General features: G+C 59.9%; 23 protein-coding genes and 1 pseudogene. 8 read left to right on the top strand and 16 right to left on the bottom strand.

Annotation, left to right across the window (positions count from 1 at the left end; all coding sequences use genetic code 11):
• Positions 1–32 precede the first annotated feature (32 nt).
• On the top strand, positions 33–1,052 hold the full coding sequence (locus tag JFT87_RS11570; RefSeq protein WP_201201383.1) for a DUF4917 family protein: 1,020 nt from the start codon (positions 33–35) through the stop codon (positions 1,050–1,052).
• Positions 1,053–1,161: 109 nt separating this feature from the next.
• Here the strand turns inward: JFT87_RS11570 and JFT87_RS11565 are convergent, their stop codons facing one another.
• Entirely contained in the window at positions 1,162–1,704 is a 543-nt protein-coding gene (locus JFT87_RS11565; protein ID WP_201201381.1) for a helix-turn-helix domain-containing protein, read from the bottom strand.
• Between the two features lie 159 nt (positions 1,705–1,863).
• Between JFT87_RS11565 and JFT87_RS11560 the strand changes: the two genes are divergently transcribed.
• Together JFT87_RS11560 and JFT87_RS11555 are read left to right on the top strand one after the other, a co-directional pair.
• A complete protein-coding gene (locus JFT87_RS11560) occupies positions 1,864–2,646 on the top strand; it encodes an aldolase (RefSeq protein WP_201201379.1) in 783 nt (260 codons plus the stop codon).
• A 22-nt stretch (positions 2,647–2,668) separates the two neighbouring features.
• Complete coding sequence (locus JFT87_RS11555) at positions 2,669–3,550, top strand: dihydrodipicolinate synthase family protein (RefSeq protein WP_201201378.1); 882 nt, start codon at positions 2,669–2,671, stop codon at positions 3,548–3,550.
• 31 nt (positions 3,551–3,581) lie between these two features.
• Here JFT87_RS11555 and JFT87_RS11550 read toward each other — a convergent pair whose 3' ends face one another.
• From JFT87_RS11550 to JFT87_RS11530, 5 genes are all read right to left on the bottom strand, one after another.
• A complete protein-coding gene (locus tag JFT87_RS11550; RefSeq protein ID WP_201201377.1) occupies positions 3,582–4,103 on the bottom strand; it encodes a hypothetical protein in 522 nt (173 codons plus the stop codon).
• Positions 4,103–4,747 (bottom strand): hypothetical protein, encoded by a 645-nt coding sequence (locus JFT87_RS11545; protein ID WP_201201376.1) that lies wholly within the window; start codon positions 4,745–4,747, stop codon positions 4,103–4,105. The genes JFT87_RS11550 and JFT87_RS11545 overlap by 1 nt, the downstream gene beginning before the upstream one ends.
• A 158-nt stretch (positions 4,748–4,905) precedes the next feature.
• Entirely contained in the window at positions 4,906–5,250 is a 345-nt protein-coding gene (locus JFT87_RS11540) for a YegP family protein (RefSeq protein WP_201201375.1), read from the bottom strand.
• Between the two features lie 167 nt (positions 5,251–5,417).
• Positions 5,418–5,723 carry a ribbon-helix-helix domain-containing protein gene (locus JFT87_RS11535; protein WP_201195320.1) on the bottom strand — a complete coding sequence of 102 codons (306 nt, stop codon included), beginning with the start codon at positions 5,721–5,723 and terminating at the stop codon, positions 5,418–5,420.
• A 15-nt stretch (positions 5,724–5,738) separates the two neighbouring features.
• Positions 5,739–6,320: a DJ-1/PfpI family protein gene (locus JFT87_RS11530; protein WP_201201374.1), complete on the bottom strand. Its 582-nt coding sequence runs from the start codon at positions 6,318–6,320 to the stop codon at positions 5,739–5,741.
• 335 nt (positions 6,321–6,655) lie between these two features.
• Between JFT87_RS11530 and JFT87_RS11525 the strand changes: the two genes are divergently transcribed.
• Entirely contained in the window at positions 6,656–7,561 is a 906-nt protein-coding gene (locus JFT87_RS11525; RefSeq protein ID WP_201201373.1) for a DMT family transporter, read from the top strand.
• 61 nt (positions 7,562–7,622) lie between these two features.
• Here JFT87_RS11525 and JFT87_RS11520 read toward each other — a convergent pair whose 3' ends face one another.
• On the bottom strand, positions 7,623–8,837 hold the full coding sequence (locus tag JFT87_RS11520; RefSeq protein ID WP_201201372.1) for a class I SAM-dependent methyltransferase: 1,215 nt from the start codon (positions 8,835–8,837) through the stop codon (positions 7,623–7,625).
• 254 nt (positions 8,838–9,091) lie between these two features.
• On the opposite strand from JFT87_RS11520, the gene JFT87_RS11515 reads away from it, so the two are divergent.
• The gene (locus tag JFT87_RS11515; RefSeq protein WP_201201370.1) at positions 9,092–10,357 is read left to right on the top strand and encodes an IS256 family transposase; all 1,266 of its coding nucleotides are present in this window, start codon (positions 9,092–9,094) and stop codon (positions 10,355–10,357) included.
• Between the two features lie 91 nt (positions 10,358–10,448).
• Here JFT87_RS11515 and JFT87_RS11510 read toward each other — a convergent pair whose 3' ends face one another.
• From JFT87_RS11510 to JFT87_RS11500, 3 genes are all read right to left on the bottom strand, one after another.
• Positions 10,449–11,066, bottom strand: coding sequence for a TPM domain-containing protein (locus JFT87_RS11510; protein WP_201201368.1), 618 nt, complete (start codon positions 11,064–11,066; stop codon positions 10,449–10,451).
• A 32-nt stretch (positions 11,067–11,098) separates the two neighbouring features.
• A complete protein-coding gene (locus tag JFT87_RS11505) occupies positions 11,099–11,848 on the bottom strand; it encodes a TPM domain-containing protein (RefSeq protein WP_201201363.1) in 750 nt (249 codons plus the stop codon).
• Between the two features lie 112 nt (positions 11,849–11,960).
• On the bottom strand, positions 11,961–12,569 hold the full coding sequence (locus JFT87_RS11500; RefSeq protein WP_201201360.1) for a LemA family protein: 609 nt from the start codon (positions 12,567–12,569) through the stop codon (positions 11,961–11,963).
• A gap of 264 nt (positions 12,570–12,833) precedes the next feature.
• Between JFT87_RS11500 and bglX the strand changes: the two genes are divergently transcribed.
• Positions 12,834–15,125 (top strand): beta-glucosidase BglX, encoded by a 2,292-nt coding sequence (bglX, locus tag JFT87_RS11495; RefSeq protein ID WP_201201359.1) that lies wholly within the window; start codon positions 12,834–12,836, stop codon positions 15,123–15,125.
• 140 nt (positions 15,126–15,265) lie between these two features.
• On the opposite strand, the gene JFT87_RS11490 is transcribed toward bglX, so the two are convergent.
• From JFT87_RS11490 to JFT87_RS11470, 5 genes are all read right to left on the bottom strand, one after another.
• Positions 15,266–16,423 carry a phospholipase D-like domain-containing protein gene (locus JFT87_RS11490; protein ID WP_201201357.1) on the bottom strand — a complete coding sequence of 386 codons (1,158 nt, stop codon included), beginning with the start codon at positions 16,421–16,423 and terminating at the stop codon, positions 15,266–15,268.
• 1 nt (position 16,424) lies between these two features.
• A complete protein-coding gene (locus JFT87_RS11485; RefSeq protein WP_201201356.1) occupies positions 16,425–17,015 on the bottom strand; it encodes a YceI family protein in 591 nt (196 codons plus the stop codon).
• A gap of 181 nt (positions 17,016–17,196) precedes the next feature.
• On the bottom strand, positions 17,197–17,493 hold the full coding sequence (locus tag JFT87_RS11480; RefSeq protein WP_201201355.1) for an amidase: 297 nt from the start codon (positions 17,491–17,493) through the stop codon (positions 17,197–17,199).
• Positions 17,490–18,572, bottom strand: a complete 1,083-nt coding sequence (locus JFT87_RS11475; RefSeq protein ID WP_201201354.1) for a serine hydrolase domain-containing protein — start codon at positions 18,570–18,572, stop codon at positions 17,490–17,492. The genes JFT87_RS11480 and JFT87_RS11475 overlap by 4 nt, the downstream gene beginning before the upstream one ends.
• 185 nt (positions 18,573–18,757) lie before the next feature.
• Positions 18,758–19,645, bottom strand: a complete 888-nt coding sequence (locus JFT87_RS11470) for an acyl-CoA dehydrogenase family protein (protein ID WP_201201353.1) — start codon at positions 19,643–19,645, stop codon at positions 18,758–18,760.
• 154 nt (positions 19,646–19,799) lie between these two features.
• Here JFT87_RS11470 and olsB point away from each other — a divergent pair, with 154 nt between their 5' ends.
• Positions 19,800–20,555: an L-ornithine N(alpha)-acyltransferase gene (gene olsB / locus JFT87_RS11465; protein ID WP_201201352.1), complete on the top strand. Its 756-nt coding sequence runs from the start codon at positions 19,800–19,802 to the stop codon at positions 20,553–20,555.
• Positions 20,555–21,349 (top strand): lysophospholipid acyltransferase family protein, encoded by a 795-nt coding sequence (locus JFT87_RS11460; RefSeq protein ID WP_201201350.1) that lies wholly within the window; start codon positions 20,555–20,557, stop codon positions 21,347–21,349. Before olsB ends, JFT87_RS11460 begins: the two co-directional genes overlap by 1 nt.
• 127 nt (positions 21,350–21,476) lie before the next feature.
• On the opposite strand, the pseudogene JFT87_RS11455 reads toward JFT87_RS11460, so the two are convergent.
• A pseudogene (locus tag JFT87_RS11455) lies at positions 21,477–22,040 on the bottom strand (acyl carrier protein phosphodiesterase); the annotation flags it as partial.
• Between the last annotated feature and the right edge of the window lie 2 nt (positions 22,041–22,042).

Here is a 22,042-nt window from a genome sequence, read left to right as displayed (position 1 = left end):
CAGACCTTTTGCTTTTTGAGACGACCAACGCAATGACCGATTTCCTGGATGTCGACGCCCAACTTGAAGACTGGAACGCCTTGCGTACCAGCGCTTCGTTCAGCGGCCTGCTGCTGGGCAACGGCGCCAGCCGCGCGGTGTGGGACGACTTCGGTTACGACTCGCTGTTCGACAACGCGCGCACCGTCGAAGAAAAGCCCCTGAGCCAGTCCGAACTAAGCGTGTTCGAGGCCCTGCAAACCCGCAGCTTCGAACAGGTCCTCAGCGCGTTGAAAATCACCAGCCGCGTCAACAAGGCCCTGGCCGTCAGCTCCGCTGCGCCGCGCAATCGCTACTACGCGATCAAGGAAGCGCTGATCAATACCGTGCACGCGGTGCACATCCCGTGGCGGCTGGTGGTGCCTGCGACCCTGGCGACGATCAATCAGGAACTGGGCAACTATCGGACGGTGTTCACCACCAACTACGACTTGCTGAGCAACTGGGCGATCCAGCACACGCCTGATGTCGTCACTGACCTGTTCCACGGCTCTGAGCCGAGCTTCGATCTGAGCGCCAGCGCGACCGACAAGCCGTGTTTGCTGTACCTGCATGGTGGTCTGCATCTGGTGCGCAATCAGGACGGTACGGCTCGCAAACTGATGTCAACCGAAGGCACGTTGCTCGGCAGTTTTGCCATCAACAACACGATCAAGACGCTGGATGATGTGCCGCTGTTCGTCAACGAAGGCCCGGCCCAGGACAAGCTCAAGACCATTCGCAGCTCGGACTATTTGTCGTTTTGCTATGACCAGTTACTGGGGCATGGCGACGGGTTGTGCATTTTTGGTCATGCGCTGGGCGAGCAGGACAGCCACATCATCCACGCGTTGCGCCAGGCGAAACCGAAGGTGGTCGCGGTGTCGGTTTATCCGCGTAGCAAGGCGTTCATTCAGCATCAGAAGCGGCACTACGCGAAGGTGTTTGAGGGGACGGGGGTTGAGTTGCGGTTTTTTGATTCCAAGACGCATGCGTTAGGTAGCACGAAGCTTCGGGTTCCCGTCGAGGTTTAGCGGCGACTGGGCGGACGCCTTCGCGAGCAAGCCCGCTCCCACAGGGGATTTGTGAACGCTACAGGTCCAATGTGGGAGCGGGCTTGCTCGCGAAGCTTTTGCTGTTGATTCATTCTTCGGTGCTATGCACCACCACCAGCAACTGCGCCTGAACCTCCCCCACTGACCGTATCCGATGCGGCTTCTGCGCATTGAAATGCAGCGCATCCCCACGATTGAGCAGCACCCGCTCGTTCATGAAGTCGACCTCCACCTGCCCTTCGTGAACGAACAGAAACTCTTCCCCCAAATGCTCCTTGAAGGTCTTGTCGGTGAATTCGCTCGGCGGGTAAATGATGAACGGCAACAGGCTGCGTTCACTGACCTGATGGGCCAGCACCGCGTAGCCGGGGCTGTGGTCGTTAGCGGCCAGTGACTGGCGTTCGTCGCTGCGCACCAGGCTGTAGCTGTCGAGGCTGATGCTGTCTTCGGAGAACAACTCCTCGACCTTTACGTTCAGCGCCTTGGCCAGTTTCAGTGCAGCAGCAATCGACGGGGTGTTCAGCCCGCGCTCGACTTTCGACAGATAACTCTTGGTCATGCCGGACTTTTCGGCCAGGGCTTCCAGCGTCACGCCGAGTTTTTTTCTGAGTAGTTTCAAACGGATAGACATGTAGAGCGATTAATCCATCAAGGAGCCGACGATTTGTCCTTGCCAATGACACAATGTGTCATATAGCCTCTTTAGTGTCATTTGCATTCACCCATGACCTTGCAAGCAACGAGTGAACGGCAAACCCGACGTCCATTGAACCACCCAAAGGACACCGATATGGCCAAGACCTTAGCACTACCCAAAGACCAACTGGTCAAGCAAGCGCTGATCCAGATGCAAAACACCCTGGCGGATAATACGTGGACCGACCGGCAAAAGCTGGCCCTGACCTGCCGCATTCTGTTCGAGAACGGCCACGATTCCGGCCTGGCCGGGCAAATCACCGCTCGCGGCCCGCAGCCTGGCACCTATTACACCCAGCAACTGGGCCTGGGTTTCGATGAAATCACCGCCGGCAATCTGCTGCTGGTCAACGAAGACCTGGAAGTGCTCGAAGGCCACGGCATGCCGAACCCGGCCAACCGGTTCCACAGTTGGGTGTATCGCGCCCGGCCTGATGTGAACTGCATCATTCATACGCATCCGACCCATGTGGCCGCGCTGTCGATGCTCGAAGTCCCGCTGCAGGTATCGCACATGGACCTGTGCCCGCTCTACGAAGATTGTGCGTTTCTCGAAGCCTGGCCGGGGGTGCCGGTGGGCAATGAAGAAGGCGAAATCATTGCCGGCGCACTCGGCGACAAACGCGCGATCCTGCTTTCCCACCACGGCCAACTGTCCACTGGCACGAGCATCGAAGAAGCCTGCGTCATTGCGCAACTGATCGAACGCGCGGCGAAGTTGCAGTTGCTGGCTATGAGCGCCGGGACGATCAAACCGATCTTGCCGGAGCTGGGCCGCGAAGCCCATGACTGGATTTCCAAACCGAAACGCCACGCCGCCGCCTTCAACTACTACGCTCGGCAGAACCTGCGCCAACACGCCGATTGCCTGAACTGAAACCTGTTACGGAGAGACAACCATGTCCACTATTCACGGCATCATCGGCTACACCATCACCCCGTTTACCGCCAACGGCGAAGGTGTCGATCTGGACGCGCTCGGGCGTTCCATCGATCGGCTGATCGACAGCGGCGTCCACGCTATCGCGCCACTGGGCAGTACCGGCGAAGGCGCTTATTTGAGCGACGCGGAGTGGGATCAGGTCAGCGAATTCAGCATCAAGCACGTGGCCAAACGAGTCCCGACCATCGTCAGCGTGTCCGACCTGACCACCGCCAAAGCCGTACGCCGCGCGCGTTTCGCCGAAGCCCACGGTGCCGATGTGGTGATGGTGCTGCCGGCGTCCTACTGGAAACTCAGCGAAGCGGAAATCCTCGCCCACTACCGCGCCATCGGCGAGAGCATCGGCGTGCCGGTCATGCTCTACAACAATCCGGCCACCAGCGGCACGGACATGTCGGTGGAACTGATCCTGCGGATTTTCAACGCTGTCGAAAACGTCACGATGGTCAAGGAAAGCACTGGCGACATCCAGCGCATGCACAAACTGCAACTGCTCGGCGAGGGTCAAGTGCCGTTCTACAACGGCTGCAATCCGTTGGCGCTGGAAGCGTTCGCCGCCGGGGCAAAAGGTTGGTGTACGGCGGCGCCGAACCTGATCCCGCAGCTCAATCTTGATTTGTATGAAGCGGTGCTGGCCAACGACCTGGGCAAGGCGCGTGAGTTGTTCTATCGCCAGTTGCCGTTGCTGGACTTCATCCTCAAGGGCGGCTTGCCGGCGACGATCAAGGCCGGGTTGCGGGCGACCGGGCTGGAAGTCGGTGATCCACGGTTGCCGGTATTCCCGCTGAACGAGGCCGGACGCGCTGTTCTACAAAATCTGCTGAACACCCTGCGCTAACCGCCTGCCATGTCGCGCACCCGTCGATCGATCAGAGGCTGGCGGCGCGTTGCATGGCTTCACGGTTGAACGGCTGATCCTTGAGCACCTGCGCGATAAACCCATCACTGATCAGACGCACATGCTCCATCTGGCCTCCAGACGGATTGACCAGCCCGCGCCAAGAACTGGAGTGGTTACTCACCGTGTAGACACCCAGGACTTTCTTGCCGTGGCTGAGGCTGAACACCACCGTGCTGTCCCAGCTAACCGGCACCGGCACGATGAACATCGTCAAGGCACTGAGGAACATCTGCGGCTGCAATCCGCCGATGTCACTGTTGGCGATCACCAGCACGTTGTAGCCATCTTCGCTGCGACCGGTCCTGACCTCATCGAAAGTGCCGCGATGACGCAATTCGTCGCGCAGCATCCAGCCTGGTAATCCGAGGACATTGACGCTGATCGCCGGCAGGCGTTCGCTGTAATCGACTTCAGGTGTTTTCAGGCTATGGGTGGTCTGGCAGCCGCCCAGCAGCAAGAGCATTCCCAGAAACAGAACTTTGAGGCGCATTAGAGTTTTCCTGACAGCATGGCTTTATAGACAGAGGCACTGGGGCCGTTTTCTTCGCGAATGAACGGCGTTGCCGTGTACAGATTCGGCATGTCCAGACGTTGCAGACCTGGCACTTGCGGGTACTTGGCGCGAACCAGCGCGGCGTCGCGCTCAAGGTGATCGCTGTGCAGGAACAGGCATGATGTACCGCGACCAATCAGGCAGCCGGCACGGAAATCGCCGAGGTAATACGCCTTGCCGGCCTCCAGTTCCAGGCCGATGGTGAAGTCTTCGCGGCTCCACGACACCGACTGGCCCTGGTCGAAACGCACGTTGTAGATCTCGTAACGCCCAGGTTTGAGCGGCATGACAAACAACGTGCCGATACCGTGCCCGGTCTCGCGCAGGTCGCGCTCGGTGCGCGCATAAAATTCGTTGTGCAACCGCGCCGTGGCGAAGTCGTCGCTGCCGCGCTTGCGGATCAACAGCATCTGTTCCTGCGCGCCGAATTTGGCCTTGGGCCAGATACCGACCACACCCACCACGTAGGCCACACCGGAATCGGCGGTCGGGCTGAGTTCGTCGTCAATGTAAGTGGGGGACATGCTGTAGCAACCGCTCAAGCCGAGCAGCACTGTCAGGACAGCGAAAAAACGCATCATCGGGGGAAAAAATCTCGCGTGAGCAACTATCGGAAACGCACGAAAGAGTTATTCAGCTCGCCCCTTCCATGGATTGGCGGCGAAGGATACGCAAAATAGTGGCACATTGCCAGAATTCGGGCGCCATGCAATTGGCGACCGAATGTCCGGGATATCGATCAAAGCACCGGCAACGTCTTGTCCTTGATCACCTTGGTCGGCCCAATGGCCTTGACGCTGGCGATACCTTTCTCAAGCGCAGCCTCGGAGGAATAAGCTTCGCTGCTGCCAATGATCTCGTGGTTAGCGGCCGTGAGGTTGAAGTAAGGATGGCCATCCTTGGTGGTCTTTTTCTCGTAGCGTTCGTCCAGCGGGCTGTTGGTCTGCACCGAGGCAATGCCGTTATCGGCGGCGCTGCGGGTGGTGTAGTGCTCGCTGACCAGAATGGTTTCGGCATTGGCCGCTTTCAGCACAAACCGAAACTGGCCGCTGCTGGTTTTGCTCAATTCGTACCATCCGGACATGCTCGTTCTCCTTGGCAATTGAGAGGGTTCGCGCCAAAGAGTAAAGACCACCCGGCTGTTTCTGTCGCCTGGGCCGGCCCCTTCGCGGGCAAGCCTCGCTCCTACGAGGGTATGCGTTCCCCTGTAGGAACGAGGCTTGCCCGCGAAAGCGGTCGACGCGGCCTGCGCTATTTCACCGCCGTGCGCACCACCGACAATTCCGGTGCCGCCACCCGCCGCTGACTCAAATACCGCATGCAACTCACCCGCAAGAACGACGCGAAATTCACCACTTCCCCGCGGTAGTCCATCACCTCTTCATACAGCTTGGCGATCAACTGATTGGTGGTCATGCCGTCGACCTCGGCGATTTCGCTGAGGATGTCCCAGAACTGGTTCTCCAGCCGCAGGGTGGTGACCACCCCGCAGATGCGCAGCGAGCGGGAGCGCGATTCGTAGAGGATCGGGTCGGCTTTGACGTAGAGCTCGCACATGGGAAACGCCCCTTGTTACAGCGTGATTTTGGTGCCCAGCAACCCGAGGAAACCGGCGAGCCAGCTCGGGTGCGCCGGCCAGGCAGGTGCTGTGGCCAGATTGCCTTGAACGTGGCCAGCAGTCACCGCAATGTCGATGTACGTACCGCCCGCCAGACGGACTTCCGGGGCGCAGGCCGGATAAGCGCTGCACTCGCGACCTTCGAGAATCCCCGCCGCCGCGAGCAACTGCGCGCCATGACACACAGCGGCGATCGGCTTACCGGCCTTGTCGAAGGCACGCACCAGTTCCAGGACTTTTTCGTTCAGGCGCAGGTACTCCGGCGCACGACCGCCCGGGATCAGCAGCGCATCGTAGTCAGCTTCAGCAACCTTGGCGAAGTCGAAGTTCAGCGCAAACAGGTGACCGGGTTTTTCGCTGTAGGTCTGGTCACCTTCGAAGTCATGGATCGCGGTGCGCACGGTCTGGCCGGCGGTTTTGTCCGGGCACACGGCGTGCACGGTGTGACCGACCATCAACAGCGCCTGGAACGGCACCATCACTTCGTAGTCTTCGACGTAATCACCGACCAGCATCAGAATTTTTTTCGCAGCCATGGGGAGGACTCCTCTGGGAAAACGTGGGCGTGCAGGAGTATTCAAGGTAGTCCTTAATCGGCGGGGCAGGTAATAACCAGCTACTACGGACAATGAGCATTTGTGGCGAGGGCGCTTGCTCCCGCTGGGCTGCGAAGCGGCCCCTTGCATTATGTCCATCCAAACTGTGCAAACAGGTTTTGCGACTGCTGCGCAGCCGAACGGGAGCAAGCTCCCTCGCCACAGGGACCGCGCGCAACTGTACGGATATTTCTGTGCCTAGCTGTAAGCGCCAAAATCAAAGGTTTATGGCTAGATAAAGCCACGTCCAATCACCCTGAATTCTGGTCCCCATCATGTCCTCGCGCGAAAACACCGGCATGGCCCTCGGCCTGCTCGGCGTCGTCATCTTCAGCCTCACCCTGCCCTTCACACGGATCGTCGTGCAGGAACTCCATCCGCTGCTCAACGGCCTGGGCCGTGCGCTGTTTGCGGCGGTGCCGGCGGCGTTGCTGTTGCTGTGGCGGCGGGAAAAGTGGCCGACCTGGAAACAGGTCAAAGGCCTGACCCTGGTGATCGCCGGGGTGATCCTCGGTTTCCCGGTGCTCTCGGCCTGGGCCATGCAAACCTTGCCGGCGTCCCACGGTGCGCTGGTCAACGGCTTGCAACCGCTGTGTGTGGCGCTGTATGCCGCGTGGCTGTCCCACGAACGCCCGTCGAAAGCCTTCTGGGCCTGCGCGGCGTTGGGTAGTGCGCTGGTGCTCGGTTATGCGCTGATCAGCGGCGCCGGCAGTATTCAGGCGGGTGATTTGCTGATGCTCGGGGCGATTGCCGTGGGTGGTCTGGGTTACGCCGAGGGCGGTCGGTTGGCCAAGGAGATGGGCGGTTGGCAGGTGATCTGCTGGGCGCTGGTGCTGTCGACGCCACTGCTGATCGGACCGGTGGTGTACCTGGCGTTGCAGCATCAGGGCGAGATTTCGGCCAAGACCTGGTGGGCGTTTGGCTACGTCTCGCTGTTTTCGCAGTTCATCGGTTTCTTCGCCTGGTACGCCGGGTTGGCGATGGGCGGGATCGCGCGGGTCAGTCAGATCCAGTTGTTGCAGATCTTCTTCACGATTGCGTTTTCAGCGTTGTTCTTTGGGGAACACATCGAGCCGATTACCTGGCTGTTTGCCGCCGGGGTGATTGTGACGGTGATGTTGGGGCGCAAGACCGCCATCAAACCCAATGTGGGAGCGGGCTTGCTCGCGAAAGCGGACTAACAGCCAACGAAAACGTTGGATGTGACGGCCCCTTCGCGAGCAAGCCCGCTCCCACAGGGGATCAGAGCAGGCCGTCAGCCCGCAGCAAGGTTTCCAGACAATGTTCCGTGATCTGGTAGAAATCCTTCAGTTCCTGAATCTTCACCAACAGCTGGGCCGGGTCTACCGGCTCGGCGCGTTTGACCGCCAGGATCATCTTGTTCTTGTTTGTGTGGTCCAGTGAGATGAACTCGAACACCTTGGTCTCGTAGCCGCAGGCCTCAAGGAACAACGCGCGCAAACTGTCGGTAACCATTTCCGCCTGCTGGCCCAGGTGCAAACCGTATTGCAGCATCGGCTTGAGCAGCGCCGGGCTCTGGATTTGCAGGCGGATCTGTTTGTGGCAGCACGGCGAGCACATGATGATCGAGGCGCCGGAACGAATGCCGGTGTGAATCGCGTAGTCGGTGGCGATATCGCAGGCATGCAGGGCGATCATCACGTCCAGTTCGCTCGGCGCCACGCTGCGCACATCACCGCACTTGAACACCAGCCCCGGATGATCCAGTTTCGCCGCGGCAGCGTTGCACAGGTTGACCATTTCTTCACGCAGCTCGACGCCGGTGACTTCGCCTTCAGCCTTCAAGGTGTTGCGCAGATAGTCGTGGATCGCGAACGTCAGGTAACCCTTGCCCGAACCGAAATCCGCCACCCGCACCGGTTTGTCCAGCGCCAGCGGCGAGGTGGTCAGGGCATGGCTGAAGACTTCGATGAACTTGTTGATCTGCTTCCACTTGCGCGACATCGCCGGGATCAGTTCCTGCTGCGCATTGGTCACGCCCAGGTCCTTGAGGAACGGCCGGCTCAGGTCGAGGAAGCGGTTTTTCTCACGGTTGTGTTCGGCGGACGGTACTTCGCGCAATTGCTGAGGTTTGCTCTTGAACAGCGAAGATTTGCCCTTTTTGCTGTATTCGAGCTGGGCTTCGTCGGTCAGGGACAGCAAATGCGCATTTTTAAACGACGCCGGCAACAACGCGGCAATCGTTGCCACACCTTCGACCAGCGGCAGGTTCTTGGTGATGTCGCGGGTCTTGTAGCGATAGACGAAGGACAGGTTCGGCTGCGCCTTGACCGTCACCGCTTTGATGATGACCCGTTGCAGCTCCGCCTCTTCACCGACGTACTTGGCTAGCACCAGTTTGATGAAGCCGTTCTGGTCGAGGCTGGTTTGCAGCAGCTCGATGAACTGGGCGTGGTGATCGGGCGCGGATTGCGCGGTTGCGGCGGTAACGGACATGAACAAGCGGCCTCGGGCGGGCGAAATCGGGAATGGCGGGTATTTTAGGGGGATGGGGATTGGGGACACGCTCTTATTTACCGAACGGCACAATCCATTGTGGCGAGGGGATTTATCCCCGTTCGGCTGCGCAGCAGTCGCAAAACCTGAATGTCTGTTTTGACTGATGCACCGCATGGGGCCGCTTCGCAGCCCAACGGTGATAAATCCGGGAGTGTCATAAATTTTGTGTTCGGGCATAACATGCTGCAGAGGTGCATGTATGCCAACCAAAGAAACCGGCCCGTGAGGCCAAGCGTGACCTTCCGTCCATTCCAAAAGAGCTGATCGACCAGTTCCTCAGCGAGACGATGAGTGCCGAAGCGATTCAGGATGCCGCGATGGCGTTCAAAAAGGCGCTTATCGAAAGAGCCCTTGGTGCCGAGTTGGGACTTCACCTTGGCTATCCTCAGGGCGCGGAGCGCCCTGAGGATTCGAGTAACCAGCGTAACGGCAAGAGCGGCAAAACCGTGCTGACCGATGACGGCCCGTTGCGTCTGGATATTCCCAGAGACCGTGACGGCAGCTTTTCTCCGATTTTGATCCCCAAACACGAGCGGCGTTTTACAGGCTTTGATGACAAGATCATTGCCATGTATGCCCGCGGCATGAGCGTTCGTGAGATTCGTGCATTTCTCTCGGAACAGTACGCAACAGATGTCTCCCATGACTTCATCAGCACCGTTACCGACGCTGTTCTGGAGGAAGTCAGTACGTGGCAACAACGGCCCCTCGAGCCCATGTACCCGGTCATTTTCTTTGATGCGCTGCGGGTTAAAATCCGTGATGAAGGCGTGGTTCGCAACAAAGCGATTTACCTGGCTCTGGGCGTACTTCCGGACGGCACCCGCGACATTCTGGGCATCTGGATTGAGAACACAGAGGGCGCCAAGTTCTGGATGAAAGTCTTCAACGACCTTAAAACCCGAGGTGTCGAAGATGTCCTGATTGCGGTAACGGATGGTCTCAAAGGCATGCCTGAAGCCTTGAGTGCAGTGTTTCCTCAGACAGCGTTGCAGACATGCATCGTTCACCTGATCCGCAACAGCCTTGATTACGCGGCATGGGACAAGCGTCGCGAACTGGCCAAGGCCCTGAAACCGATTTATCAAGCACTCAACGCCGAAGTCGCCGAGCAAGCTCTGGATGCCTTCGAATCGGGGCCTTGGGGCAAGCAATATCCAACGGTGGTTGCAGCCTGGCGACGCGCTTGGGATCGAGTTATCCCGTTCTTTGTGTTCCCGCCAGCCATACGAAAGGTGATCTACACCACCAATGCCATCGAGAGTATCAACTCGCAGCTGCGCAAGATCATCAAGACAAGAGGTCACTTTCCAACCGACGAAGCCGCGACGAAACTGATCTGGCTGGCACTGCAAAACATCACCGCCAACTGGGGAAGCGCCGCCCATGACTGGAAAAACGCTATGAATCAATTTGCGGTTTTGTACGGGGACCGATTCATCAGGTCTAACTGGTGAAATGAAGGCCTGCCTGACGGCAGGCCATTAACGGCCCGCACACAAAAAATCTGACACTCTCATAAATCCCCTCGCCACAGGGAACTGATGATCAGCCCAACACCACCAGCCGATTCGGCAACTCATTCCTCACCTGCGTCACCGGCACATGCACCTTGAGCAATTCGCCGCACGCCTCGATACACGTCACAAACCCTTGCAGCGTCTGACCCTGTTTCACCTGCTGGGTAAACGCCGCGACAATCGCGTCCCAGCTCTTGTCATCCAGCCGCTTGGAAATCCCTTCATCCACCAGAATCTCCACATAGCGCTCGGCCTCGCAGACAAAGATCAACATTCCGGTGCCGCCGATGGTGTGGTGCAGGTTCTGCTCGAGGAACTGCCGTCGCGCCAGGTTCGACGCGCGCCAGTGGCGCACACGGCGCGGGACCAGATGGGGGGTGATCTGCGGTAGGCGAAACAGCAGGCACAACACAATGAACGTGCCCCATTGCACCAGCAGCAGGTTGTGCAGGGTCAACCAACCGGTCAGGTAGTGCACGATCCCCGGCACCATCAGCGCCAGCAGGCTGGCCCACAACAGCGGGATGTACGCGTAGTCGTCGGCGCGCGCGGCCAGCACCGTCACCAGTTCGGCGTCGGTGTCGCGCTCGACCCGGGCAATCGCCTCGGCGACTTTGCGTTGTTCGTGCTCACTCAGTAATGCCATGTCGAAAGTGCCTGTTGATTATTCTTTTAATATCACCAGCCGCCGGACGAACCGCCGCCGCCAAAACTGCCGCCACCGCCGCTGAAGCCCCCTCCGCCGCCACCGCCACCGAAACCTCCACCGCCGAAACCGCCACCACCGGAGCCGCCCCGGCCGGCGGGAAGGATACCGAGCATCTGGAAGACAAACACGGCCAGGATGAACAACATCAGTAAAAGCACGAACAAACCCGGATGCCGCGAGATGAAATCATCGGCAGGATCACCGTTCGATTCATACACCGTCGACGGCTCGTCCAGCGGATTGCCGCCCAGCACCACCAGCATCGCCGCGACCCCGTCGCTGATACCTTTGCTGAAGTTACCGGTCTTGAACGCCGGGGTGATCACCTGGTTGATGATCACCGAACTCTGGGCATCGGTCAGCCTGTCTTCCAGACCATAACCGACTTCGATCCGCAGCTTGCGCTCATCGCGGGCGACGATCAGCAGCGCGCCGTTGTTCTTGTCTTTCTGGCCGATGCCCCAGGCGCGACCGAGTTGATAGCCGAAGTCGGCGATGTCGGTGCCCTGCAAGTCCGGCAACGTCACCACCACCAATTGCTCGCCGGTGGCGGCTTCGTGGGCCTGGAGTTGCTGGGTCAGTTGCTCGCGCACCGCTGGCTCAATCAGTTGGGCGTCATCCACCACCCGACCGGTCAGTGGCGGGAACTTCAACTCGGCCTGAGCCGTGACTGCAAACACCCAGAGCAACAGCACCAGCCCCACTTTCAACACACGCATGCACACCCCCACCAATCCCTGTAGGAGCTGCCGCAGGCTGCGATCTTTTGACGTTGGGTTTTTAAAACAAGATCAAAATATCGCAGCCTGCGGCGGCTCCTACCTGGGTTTTTCAAAATTTAACTTGCGGCGCTTTTTCGGCGTCCGGGCTGGTGGCTTCGAAGGTTTCGCGGATCGGCAAATCGCTGTACATCACGCTGTGCCAAAGGCGACCGGGAAAGGTGCGAATTTCGGTGTTGTATTTCTGCACCGCGAGGATGAAGTCGCGGCGGGCCACGGCGATGCGGTTCTCGGTGCCTTCAAGTTGCGATTGCAGCGCCAGGAAATTCTGGTTGGCCTTAAGGTCCGGGTAGCGCTCGGACACCACCATCAAACGACTCAAGGCACCGGTCAACTGATCCTGGGCCTGCTGGAACTGTTTGAGTTTTTCCGGGTTATCCAGCGTCTTGGCATCAACCTGGATCGACGTCGCCTTGGCCCGGGCTTCGATCACCGCGGTCAGGGTTTCTTCTTCGTGCTTGGCGTAGCCCTTGACGGTCTCCACCAGGTTGGGAATCAGGTCGGCGCGGCGCTGATACTGGTTCTGCACCTGGCCCCAAGCGGCTTTGGCCTGTTCGTCGAGGGTCGGGATGTTGTTGATGCCGCAGCCGGCCAGCAGCGTGGTCAGCAGCAACAACGTGGCGACCTGCAAACGCGAGCGGTGGGTTGGACTGACATTCATCGCAGTGATGCTCCCTGACACATTTCATTATAAAAATCGAGCGCGAAACATTCGCAGCCGTCTCTTGGGGCATAATCGGCCCCGCCACTGGATTGCGACGGGCCAATGGGCTAAAAAGTGCCCTGCGCGTTCACGCTGCCGAGTGTCGGCTGTCGTTTTTGGCTCGGTGTTTTTGAGCCTGCACCCGAACAACAATAGTCGCTCCCTAAATTTTGGCTGACCGGCGCGTATTCACTGCCGTTTAGGCCTTTGAGAAAACTATTCATGAAGAAGCTGTGTTTGCTGGGCCTGTTCGTCAGCCTGGCCAGTCATAACGTATTGGCCGCCACGACCCCCGCACCTCTAGAGAACAAGGACGCTTTCATCAGCAATTTGATGAAGCAGATGACCCTCGATGAAAAAATCGGCCAGTTGCGCCTGATCAGCATCGGCCCGGAAATGCCGCGCGAGCTGATCCGCAAGGAAATCGCAGCCGGCAACATCGGCGGTACGTTCAACTCCATTACCCGCCCGGAAAACCGTCCGATGCAGGACGCGGCCATGCGCAGTCGGTTGAAGATCCCGATGTTCTTCGCCTATGACGTGATCCACGGCCACCGGACCATTTTCCCGATCAGCCTCGCCCTGGCCTCAAGCTGGGACATGGACGCCATCGCCCGCTCCGGGCGCATTGCCGCCCAGGAAGCCTCCGCCGACAGCCTCGACATCACCTTCGCGCCGATGGTCGACATTTCCCGCGACCCGCGCTGGGGCCGCACGTCCGAAGGTTTCGGTGAAGACACTTATCTGGTGTCGCGGATTGCCGGCGTAATGGTCAAGGCCTTTCAGGGCCAGGGCGCCAACGCCGCCGACAGCATCATGGCTAGCGTCAAACACTTTGCCTTGTACGGCGCGGTCGAGGGCGGTCGCGACTACAACGTCGTCGACATGAGCCCGGTCAAAATGTACCAGGACTACCTGCCGCCGTACCGCGCCGCCATCGACGCTGGTGCTGGCGGGGTTATGGTTGCGCTGAACTCGATCAACGGCGTGCCGGCCACCGCCAACACCTGGCTGATGAACGACCTGCTGCGCAAGGAATGGGGCTTCAAGGGCCTGGCAGTCAGCGACCACGGGGCGATTTTCGAGCTGATCAAGCACGGCGTCGCGGCGGACGGTCGTGAAGCAGCGAAGCTGGCAATCAAGGCCGGCATCGACATGAGCATGAACGACACCCTGTACGGCAAAGAGCTGCCCGGGCTGTTGAAGGCTGGCGAAATCGAACAGAAAGACATCGACAACGCCGTGCGCGAAGTGCTCGGCGCCAAGTACGACATGGGCCTGTTCAAGGACCCGTACCTGCGCATCGGCAAGGCTGAAGATGACCCGGCCGACACTTACGCTGAAAGTCGTCTGCACCGCCCGCAAGCCCGTGACGTTGCACGCCGCAGCCAGGTGTTGCTGAAAAACCAGAACGAAACCCTGCCGCTGAAGAAAACCGCGAAAATTGCCTTGGTCGGTCCACTGGCCAAAGCGCCAATCGACATGATGGGCAGTTGGGCCGCTGCTGGTAAACCGGCGCAATCAGTCACGCTGTTCGACGGCATGAACGCCGCCATGGCCGACAAAGCGACGCTGATCTATGCGCGCGGTGCCAACATCACCAGCGACAAGAAAGTCCTCGATTACCTCAACTTCCTGAACTTCGATGCCCCGGAAGTGGTGGATGATCCACGCCCGGCCCAAGTGCTGATCGACGAAGCGGTGAAAGCCGCCAGGGATGCTGACGTGATTGTGGCAGCCGTCGGCGAATCCCGTGGCATGTCCCACGAGTCGTCGAGCCGTACCGACCTGAACATCCCGGCCAATCAGCGTGAGCTGATCAAGGCGTTGAAAGCCACCGGCAAGCCACTGGTGCTGGTATTGATGAACGGCCGTCCGCTGTCGATTGTCGAAGAGAAAGACCAGGCTGACGCAATCCTGGAAACCTGGTTCAGCGGCACCGAAGGCGGCAACGCCATCGCTGATGTGCTGTTCGGCGACTACAACCCGTCGGGCAAACTGCCGATCACCTTCCCGCGTTCGGTGGGTCAGATTCCTACCTACTACAACCACCTGAGCATTGGCCGGCCGTTCACGCCGGGCAAACCGGGCAACTACACCTCGCAGTATTTCGATGACACCACCGGGCCGCTGTTCCCGTTTGGTTTCGGCTTGAGCTACACCAGTTTCAGCGTGGACGACATGGCCCTGTCGTCGACCACCCTGAACAAGACCGGCAAACTCGACGCCAGTGTCACGGTGAAAAACACCGGCAAGCGTGACGGCGAAACCGTGGTGCAGTTGTACATCCAGGACGTGACCGGCTCGATGATCCGCCCGGTCAAGGAACTGAAGAACTTCCAGAAAATAATGCTCAAGGCCGGCGAACAGAAAGTCGTGCACTTCACCATTACCGAGGACGACCTGAAGTTCTACAACGCCCAGCTCAAATACGCTGCGGAACCGGGCAAGTTCAACGTGCAGATCGGCCTGGACTCCCAGGACGTGACGCAGCAGAGCTTTGAATTGCTGTAATTATCCAGACGCCACAAAACCTGTGGGAGCGAGCTTGCTCGCGATGAGGTCATAACATCCAACATCTACGTTGACTGTTAAACCGCCATCGCGAGCAAGCTCGCTCCCACATTGGTTCAGGGTGTATTCAAAATCGATCTTTAGCCGCGGCGGTCGAGGATATTGACCACCACCCGATCCACCCAGCCCCAGATCCGCTGCTTCACCCGCCGCCACAACGGCCGGCGCTGCCACGCCTCCAGACTCACCAACTGGCTCAGCCCGAAGTCCTTCTCGAAACTCGCCGTCACCGCCGCCGTCAATCCGGGGTCCAGCGCTTCGAGGTTGGCTTCCAGGTTGAAGCGCAAGTTCCAGTGGTCGAAGTTGCACGAACCGATGCTCACCCAGTCGTCCACCAGCACCATTTTCAGGTGCAGGAAACACGGCTGGTACTCGAAGATTTTCACCCCGGCCTTGAGCAGTCGCGGGTAGTAGCGATGCCCGGCGTAGCGTACCGACGGGTGATCGGTGCGCGGCCCGGTCAGCAGCAGGCGCACGTCGATGCCGCGCGCGGCAGCCTTGCGCAACGAGCGACGAACTTTCCAGGTCGGCAGGAAATACGGCGTGGCCAGCCAGATTCGCCGCTGCCCACTGTTCAATGCGCGGAACAGCGACTGCAAAATGTCCCGGTGTTGACGGGCATCGGCATAGGCAACCCGGCCCATACCCTCGCCCACGGACGGTACGCGCGGCAAACGCGGCAGGCCGAAGTGCGAGGCCGGTCGCCAGGCGCGGCGGTGACGGTTGGCGATCCATTGGCGGTCGAACAGCAATTGCCAGTCGAGCACCAGCGGGCCAGTGATTTCCACCATCACTTCATGCCATTCGCTGGTGTCTTCGCCCGGCGTCCAGAATTCGTCGGTGACCCCGGTGCCGCCGACCACTGCCATGTTCTGATCCACCAGCAACAGCTTGCGGTGATCGCGATAGAAGTTGCCGACCCAACGCCGCCAGCTCAGGCGATTGTAAAAACGCAACTCCACCCCGGCAGCCGTCAATCGTCGGCGCAGGTTTAACGTGAACGCCAGGCTGCCGTAGTCATCGAACAGGCAACGCACTCGCACACCACGTTCGGCGGCTTGAACCAATGCCTGGACCATGGCCTCGGCGCAGGCGCCCGCCTCCACCAGATACAACTCCAGTTCGACCTGCTCTTCGGCGCGGGCAATCGCCACCAACATGCGCGGAAAGAACTGCGGACCGTCGATCAGCAATTCAAAGCTGTTGCCTTCACGCCACGGAAATACGGCACCGGCCATGTCAGCGCGCCGTGAAAATCAGTACCGCACCCACCGGCACCGACAGACTGATGGCCGACAAACCGGCAACCTTGCGCAAACTTTCCAGGCCGGGGGCCAGGTCGAAATCTTCAGCGTTGATCACCAGCGGCTCCAGAGTCACCACTTGAAAGCGCCGGTCATCGAGCCGGGTCGCCAGCAGTTCGGCGTTGTATTGATGTTGTTTACCATGAAGGCTGACAGTCAGCGGCAAACGCAATTCCAGCTGTGCGCCGGGGGCGAGGTCGTTGATCGGACGCAGATCAATCTGCGCGGTGATCAACGCTTCGGGGAAGGTCTGGATCTCGAACAGATCCTTGCGCATCCGCTCGTCACGCAGCGGGATACCGCTGTTCACCGAGTCCATCTCGACTTCGACCTGCGCCAGCCCGGTAGGGTCGACCTTACCGTGCAAGACCAAAAAGCGCTGCACCTCGGAGACGTTGGCGTTTTTGGTGCTGATGAACGACAGCCGCGACGACTCACCGTCCAGGTACCAATCGGCATGGGCCGACAGCGTGGCACCGGCCAGCAGCAGGAGGGCGAAGGTTTTGGAGAGGAAGCGGTTGAACATAAACACTCGTGGGGCAGATAAACCTGCACGAACCTTAACTGGCCTCACGGTTATTGCAAACCGAAGATCGAACTCTGTAGGAGTGAGCCTGCTCGCGATAGCGTATTGTCAGTCACCGAAGATATTGCCTGTGCCGGCCCAATCGCGGGCAAGCCTTGCTCCTACAAGGGATTGGGTGTGATCAGGGATTGAGGCGGCAGCCCTGGCGTTCGCTTTGCCACTGGGCGCGGTGGCTGCGCCCCATGCCGCTGACGGTGATGGTTTTACTGGCGGGGTCATCGGTGAATGCGCTGGTTGGCAGCCATTGCTTCACGTAGCCACGGCAGTACTCGACGTCGTTGTTCATCACATACCGGCACGAGCAATATTCCTTGGCGGTGTAGGCGCTGATGATGTCCGGAAATGCCCACAAATTTTCACGTTCGTAGACAATCCAGCCCAGCAGAAGAACTAGCAGCAACAGCAAAAAGCGCTTCATGGCCGCACCGCCTTCAGCACACGTTTGAGCAACTCGTTATGTCGGTAGCTGCCATCGCGATCATCGGCATAGCGGACGATCACCAGTTTTTCGCCAGGAATCACATATAGCGCCTGCCCCCAGTGCCCCAACGCCGCAAAGGTGTCGGCCGGTGCGTCGGGCCATGGTTGCGTCGCGCCATCCACCGCGCGATTGAGCCACCACTGGCCGCCGGGCACGGCGTCGTCCTGATGGGCGCGATAACCGGCGAAAGGCTCGCGGTTGAAGGCGACCCAGTCCTTGGGCAGCAATTGTCGATCCTGCCAACGACCATCGCGGGCCATCAACAGCCCGACCCGCGCCAGATCCCGGGCGGTGAGGTAGGCATAGGACGAGGCGACGAACGTCCCGCTGGCGTCGGTTTCCCAGACGGCTTGGCGAATTCCCAGCGGTTCGAACAACGCGGTCCATGGATAGTCCGGATAACGACTCGGGCCGACGATGTTTTTCAATGCGGCCGAAAGCAGATTGCTGTCGCCGCTGGAATAACGGAACGCCTGGCCTGGCACGGCGTATTCATCGTGCCCGGCAGTGAACGCGGCCATGTTCGCGTGGCCACGGGTGTAGAGCATCGCCACCACCGAGGATTTCAGCGGCGCGTATTCGTAGTCTTCCTGCCAGTCCAGGCCGGAAGCCCAGTGCAGCAGGTCGGCCAGGGTGATCGCCGGGTGATTCTCCAGCGCCGGATAGAACTTCACCGCCGGGTCCTGCAACGTGAACAAGCCTTCGCCATAGGCCACACCGAGGACCGTGGCCATCAGGCTTTTGCTGATGGACCAGGTCAGGTGCGGGGTGTCGGCGGTGGTTGGGCCGGCGTAGCGTTCGTAGATCAGTTGACCGTCGCGGATGACCAGCAAGGCGTCGGTGCGGATGCCTTTTCGGGTGCTGTCATCGCGGCTTGGGAAGGCGTAGGTTTCCAGGGCTTCGAGTGCCGGACCAGTGACTTTCGAGCCTTGTGACCACTGCTCGCCGGGCCAGTTTTCGGCGTGGGCCGTGGCGCTGAGCAGCAGCATGAAAAGCAGGGACAAGCCTTTGAACATGGTGAGGGCTCGGGGGGATGAATCTGCTGAGCCTAGACGAGGTTGATGACAGTTTTGGAGTTTGTGTCGGCCATGGCTACGTCTTCGCGGGCAAGCCTCGCTCCTACAGGGGTTTTATGGAGGCACATTATTGGTGACCTACACAAATCCCCTGTAGGAGCGAGGCTTGCCCGCGAAGAGGCCGGTCAATCCAGCGAAGATCCAGCAAGTGCCTTGGCCAATCGCTTCCCCCGCGCCCCCGCCGCCAACTCCATCACCGCTTGATCGCGCAGCCACATCGTCGCCCACAGCGGCAACCCGTCGGCCATCGCCTGATCCACCTCAGCCTTAAGCCCCTCAAACTGCGCAAACAACCCGCCCAACAGCACATGCCCAGCCGGATTGTTCGGCGCCTGACGACTGGCTTCCGCACACCCGGCCAATAGCGCCAGCAACCGCAGTTGCAAGGTTTGCGGCCAGTTGCTGTCCTGTCCGACGCCGTACAGCCACGCGGTCATGGCGCTCAACACATAGATGTCTTCCAGGGTGCGGAACGGTTTGACGTAAGCGTCCCAGCCATCGCCTGCCAGCAATTCGCAAAAGGCGTTGTCGAGAAACACCCGGCCGTGGCTGATGTCCGGCATCAGCGCGATGGCCGGGAGTTTTTCCAGGCGCACGCCCGGCTCACCGGGATACACCACCGCCAGACTCAGTCGCGGGTCTTCGCCGAGTGCTTCGCTGCGGGCGGCGATCAGCAGCCAGTCGGCGGCGTCGCCGGCGGTGACGAAATCCTTGCGCCCATTGAGGCGCAAGTCCTGGAGCCGGGTCTGCATGTCTGCCGGGCGCAGGCTGCGCTGTTCGGTCGCGCACAAGGCGCCGAGGCTCAACGGCGCGCTCGGCCACAGCACACGCAACGCTGCCTGATAACCCACCAAAAACGCCAGACCCGGCGTCGCCATCAGGCGTGCGCCAGCCACCGCCAGTTCGAACGGCGTGACCGTGCCCAACTGATGCAACAAGGTTGCAAAGCCTTCGGCCAAGTCAGGATTGGCGGGCAGACGTTCGCGGCGATTCAACAGGGTTTGCCAGGGCATAAGAGGCTCCTTGTGGGCTGTCATATAAGCATCACCAAAGCTTAACGGCGATGACACCGGGGCTACATAGCCTGACTTTGCACAACACGGCTGCATAAAGAAAGTCGATCGGCTGCAACCCACGACGGGTGAACGGCCCGTACGGAGATTCGCAATGACTCAGATCGCCCGCATCAGCGACACCGGCAATGAACGCCGCCTGCAAGCCGAACGCCTGATCGGCACCGAGGCCTTGCAAGAAGCGCAGGCCTTGCGCTTCAACGTTTTCAGCGGCGAATTCAACGCCAAGCTGAAAGGCGCGGAGCTGGGCCTGGACATGGATGACTATGATGTTCACTGCGCCCACATCGGCGTGCGTGACTTGAACACCGGGCGTCTGGTCGCGACCACCCGTTTGCTCGACCACACCGCCGCCAGCAGCCTGGGCAAGTTTTACAGCGAAGAAGAATTCAGCTTGCACGGCCTGGTTGCGCTCAAAGGCCCGATCCTGGAAATCGGCCGCACCTGCGTCGACCCGGCCTACCGCAACGGCGGCACCATCGCCGTGCTGTGGGGCGAGTTGGCCGAAGTCCTCAACCAGGGCGGCTACAGCTATTTGATGGGCTGCGCGAGCATTCCGATGCAGGACGGCGGGATTCAGGCCCACGCAATCATGCAGCGCCTGCGCGAACGTTACCTGTGCACCGAACACCTGCGGGCCGAGCCGAAAAAGCCGCTGCCGACACTGGATATCCCCTCGAACGTGATCGCCGAAATGCCGCCGCTGCTCAAGGCCTACATGCGCCTGGGCGCGAAGATCTGCGGCGAGCCGTGCTGGGACGAAGACTTTCAGGTCGCCGACGTGTTCATCCTGCTCAAGCGCGACGAACTCTGCCCGCGTTACGCCAAACACTTTAAGGCGGCTATGTAATGAGTCGCCTCCGGGTGTACGCGCGAATTGCGCGAGTGCTGGTGGTGGTAGCGCTGGGGTTGACCATGGCCAGTGTGTTCGGGTTGTTCGAGCGCGCAGGGATTGCCCATTCGATGGTCCGTCGCCAGCGCTGGTCGCGGTTTTTCATGGCGCGATTGAGCAACGCCCTGCCCTTTCGCGTGACCGTTCACGGTGAACTGCCCAAACAACCGATGCTCTGGGTCAGCAACCACGTGTCCTGGACCGACATCCCGCTGCTGGGCATGCTCACGCCGCTGTCGTTTCTGTCCAAAGCCGAAGTGCGCACCTGGCCGGTGGCCGGCTGGTTGGCGGCCAAGGCCGGCAGCTTGTTTATCCGCCGCGGTTCGGGCGACAGCCAGTTGATCCGCAAACAGATGACCCGTCACCTGGAGCAAGCGCATCCGCTGCTGATGTTCCCGGAAGGCACCACCACCGATGGCCGTTCGTTGCGCACCTTTCACGGTCGCCTGCTGTCAGCGGCGATTGACGCGCAAGTGGCGATGCAACCGGTGGCGATTCGTTATTTGCGCGACGGGGAAATCGATACGCTGGCGCCGTTTATTGGTGACGATGATTTGCTCTCGCACCTGATGCGTTTGTTTGCCAATGATCGGGGGGAGGTGGAAATTCACGTGCTCAAGCCGATCGAGTGCCAGGGCCGCGAACGTGCAGCGCTGGCGTTCGAAGCGCAGCAGGCGGTGCAAAAGGCGTTGTTTGGCGAAGTGGCGAAACCGGCCGAACCACGTCGCGCAGGCGCACTGATCGCCTCCTGAAGGAACACATATCCCCTGTGGGAGCGGGCTTGCTCGCGAATGCGGTGGTTCAGTCGACATCATCACTGACTGACCCATCGCATTCGCGAGCAAGCCCGCTCCCACATTGGTTTTTCAGTGATTCGTGGTTTTGTGCGAAGTCCTGAAGCTGCGGATAGAACAACCGAAAATCCTCGCTCAACGGCTCATACAACACCCGCAACTCCTGCATCGCCCCGGCCAATTCCTCAGGTTTGCTCAGCCGCCGGGAAATCCCCCGCAGCACCTGCGACAGCACCTCGAAATCCTCATAAGAACCCAACCAGTCATTGGCCACCATGTGCGGCGCGATCTGCGCCAGCCGTTCCGGCAGCTGCGGCTCGCGAGAGAGCACGCGATAGACATCCGAGGTGAACTGCGCCAACGGCTGGTCGGAGTAGAGCGTCCAGTCCCGGGCCAGGCAATGGTCGAAAAACACGTCGACCACGATCCCGGCATAACGCCGGCGGGTGATGGAAAACCGCGACAACGCGATGTCCACCAACGGATGGCGGTCGGTAAACACGTCGATACTGCGATGCAACTGAATGGCCGCTTCGATCTCCGGGTCAAACTGCCCTTGCAGCCGTCCTTTGACGAAATCGCCATACAGGCTGCCGAGCCATTGACCGGGGCGCTGGCCACCGAGGTGCAGATGTGCGAGATAATTCATGG

The organism is Pseudomonas sp. TH15, assembly GCF_016651105.1.
GTDB lineage: Bacteria > Pseudomonadota > Gammaproteobacteria > Pseudomonadales > Pseudomonadaceae > Aquipseudomonas.
Note: the sequence above shows the minus strand (reverse complement) of the source record. Positions and strands in the feature narration are given on the sequence as shown.